The 2514-nt window shown below is 43.0% G+C and carries 2 protein-coding genes; both read right to left on the bottom strand.

The features are described 5' to 3' along the window. Positions 1-939, bottom strand: a 939-nt coding sequence (locus ARB69_RS09790) for a thioester domain-containing protein (RefSeq protein WP_330377606.1), incomplete at its 3' end; no start/stop codon positions are given. Between the two features lie 69 nt (positions 940-1008). After that, on the bottom strand, positions 1009-2514 hold a 1506-nt coding region (locus tag ARB69_RS09795; protein WP_055152827.1), incomplete at its 5' end, for a DNA topoisomerase.

Genomic DNA, 2514 nt, shown 5'->3' on the forward strand with positions numbered 1-2514 from the left:
GGCATCTGTACCGTAATAACACACTTTTGCTAACGCGTGATTGTCTCCAATCTTTGTAATTGTATAATTTCCAGATCCAGGCCCTGGCTTAGCTGGCTGTACACAATACGCAATTGCTCTGACGCTTCCGTAGCTGATATAGTACGGCTCTGTCAGATAGGTTCCAAGATTATAATCTGCATATCTATACAGTGGTCCTTTTTCAATTGTTACCTGCTGTGTGCTTCTTGCTGAATAAGCCGAAACTGCTTCAAATGTTGCAATCTCTCCCTCTTCCATAGAATCAAGATCCACACCTTTGTCTCCTGCCTGTTCCAAAACATCGTGAAGCTCTAACCCTGATTCTTCATCATAGGTATCCTGATTCTGTGCCTGCTCTACTAAATCATCAAATTCATCAGCATCAATATCGGTAATTTCCGAGTCTGATTCTGACTCCTCCGCTTCCTCTGTCTGCTGTTCACTGCCAGCTGTTTCGGATTCGGTTACTGCTTCACTCCCTGCAGTTTCTGTCTGCGTTTCTGTTTCTTTCTCACGCACAATCAACTTTCGGCTGATCTGATACTTCGGATGCTCCTGATTTACCGGTTCCACATAATAGACCGCTTTGTAAGTGTCCGCATGATCTGTCGTAAAATCCTCATCCTTGTCGTTCTTTGCTTCCTCAAATGTGACTTTAACCTTGTCATCATCCTTGATTTCCAGTCCTGTGTAGTCTGATTTCACATCAAATACACTGCCTGTTTCAATTTCATAATCTTTGGCAGTCACCACTTCATCTTCATCCAGAAAATCTTTCACATCCTCATAAAGTGGAGGTTTTTTCTCTGGCTGAATCTCCGCTGCATATGCAGTCATCGGAGATAACACTGTACTAAGCATTGTCATGCCTGCCAGCAATCCAGATACTACTTTCCTAAAATTACCTTTTTTCTTCATGCTAAGGTCCTCTCTTTCATAATATTTGTATGAAAACAGACAGTCCTTAGACTGCCTGCAATACACTACTTATCGTTGTGGGAAAATCAGATTGAACTGCACATTCCCCTCGCCGGGATCAACCATTTCCACAGTTGCTTCATACTGTCGCCCTGTTTTTTTGGATACCAGATCCTTATAATGGATTTTTCCTTTAGCCAGGAACTTCTTTGCTGCCGCCTTATCCATCTTTTTCCCCTGGCTTGCAAGGAATTTATCATTCTTCCACAAGGTAAAAGCACAGTTCCGGTCAGAACAGTAAAAGTTTACTTTTCCTTCCCTGACATCTGCTCCACAGCGGGGACATTTGCCAATGACTTCTCCTTTTGCTTTTCCCTGAAACTGCCCTTTCTTTTCTTCTGAAATACCCTGATATCTGGCAACCAGTTCCTGCATCAGCTCTGTAATCCCATTTAGAAATTCATCTGCGGTCTCTGTATTCTGGGCAATGTGATTCAATGCCATTTCCCACTCTGCTGTCATCTTCGGAGATTTAATCTCATCCGGCAGAACCGTAATCAGTACATTGCCATCATCTGTCGGCACCAGATTTTTCTTTTCCCTTTTCACAAAGCCAGACTGAATCAGTTTTTCAATGATTGCTGCCCTTGTTGCCGGTGTGCCAAGTCCTTTCTTTTCTGTATCTCCGGTCAGTTCTTCATTCCCTGCACGTTCCATTGCAGAAAGCAGGGTATCTTCTGTGTATTGTTTCGGTGGCTGTGTAAAATGCTCCGATACAAAAGAATCACAAGGGCCGTAATGCTTGCCTGCCCAGATATCCAGCTCCGGCTCTTCTTTCTCAATCTTTACGCCAAAGAACTGTTTCCATTTATTTTCGATCGCCTTGAATCCTTCCTGCTTTGTTTTCTTTGCCGTGAGATAAAACGTATGATAATTACAGGTAATCTGACATTTATGGCTCTCATAAATATAAGGATCTGCGGTTGCCGTCAGTACCCTGGCACTGATCAGATACAAAATCTTACGGTTTCGTTCTTTCAGTTCACCAATATCTGCTTTGGCTACTTCCATAGTCGGGATAATCGCATGGTGATCAGATACTTTCTTTGAATTTAATACCTTACTCACGTCTGGCTGATATTCCAGACCTTCAACATAAGGCATTTTCCCAAGTAACATCTGAATCAGAGTTTCTGTGCTTTCTTCCATCTCATCTGTCAGATACTGGCTGTCTGTTCTCGGATAAGTGACAAGCTTCTGCTCATACATCTCCTGCACGGCATCCAATGTCTGCTGTGCGGTATAGCCAAACATTCTGTTTGCTTCCCTCTGAAGAGTGGTCAGATCATAGAGTTTTGGAGGGCGTACCGTCTTCTCTTTCACATCATCCTTTTCCACTTCGCACATCCGCTCCAGGCAGTCCGCAGCCACTTTATCTGCATCCTCTTTTTTCTGAAAATGCTCTGTAACCGCATCCATATCATCAAACTTGATATGAGCCATATAATATTTTTCTTTGGTAAATTCCTTGATCTTCTGATTTCGATCCACGATCATGGCAAGTGTTGGTGTCTG

The sequence above is a fragment of the Faecalicatena contorta genome, assembly GCF_001404335.1.
In the GTDB taxonomy this organism is placed as follows: domain Bacteria; phylum Bacillota; class Clostridia; order Lachnospirales; family Lachnospiraceae; genus Faecalicatena; species Faecalicatena contortus_B.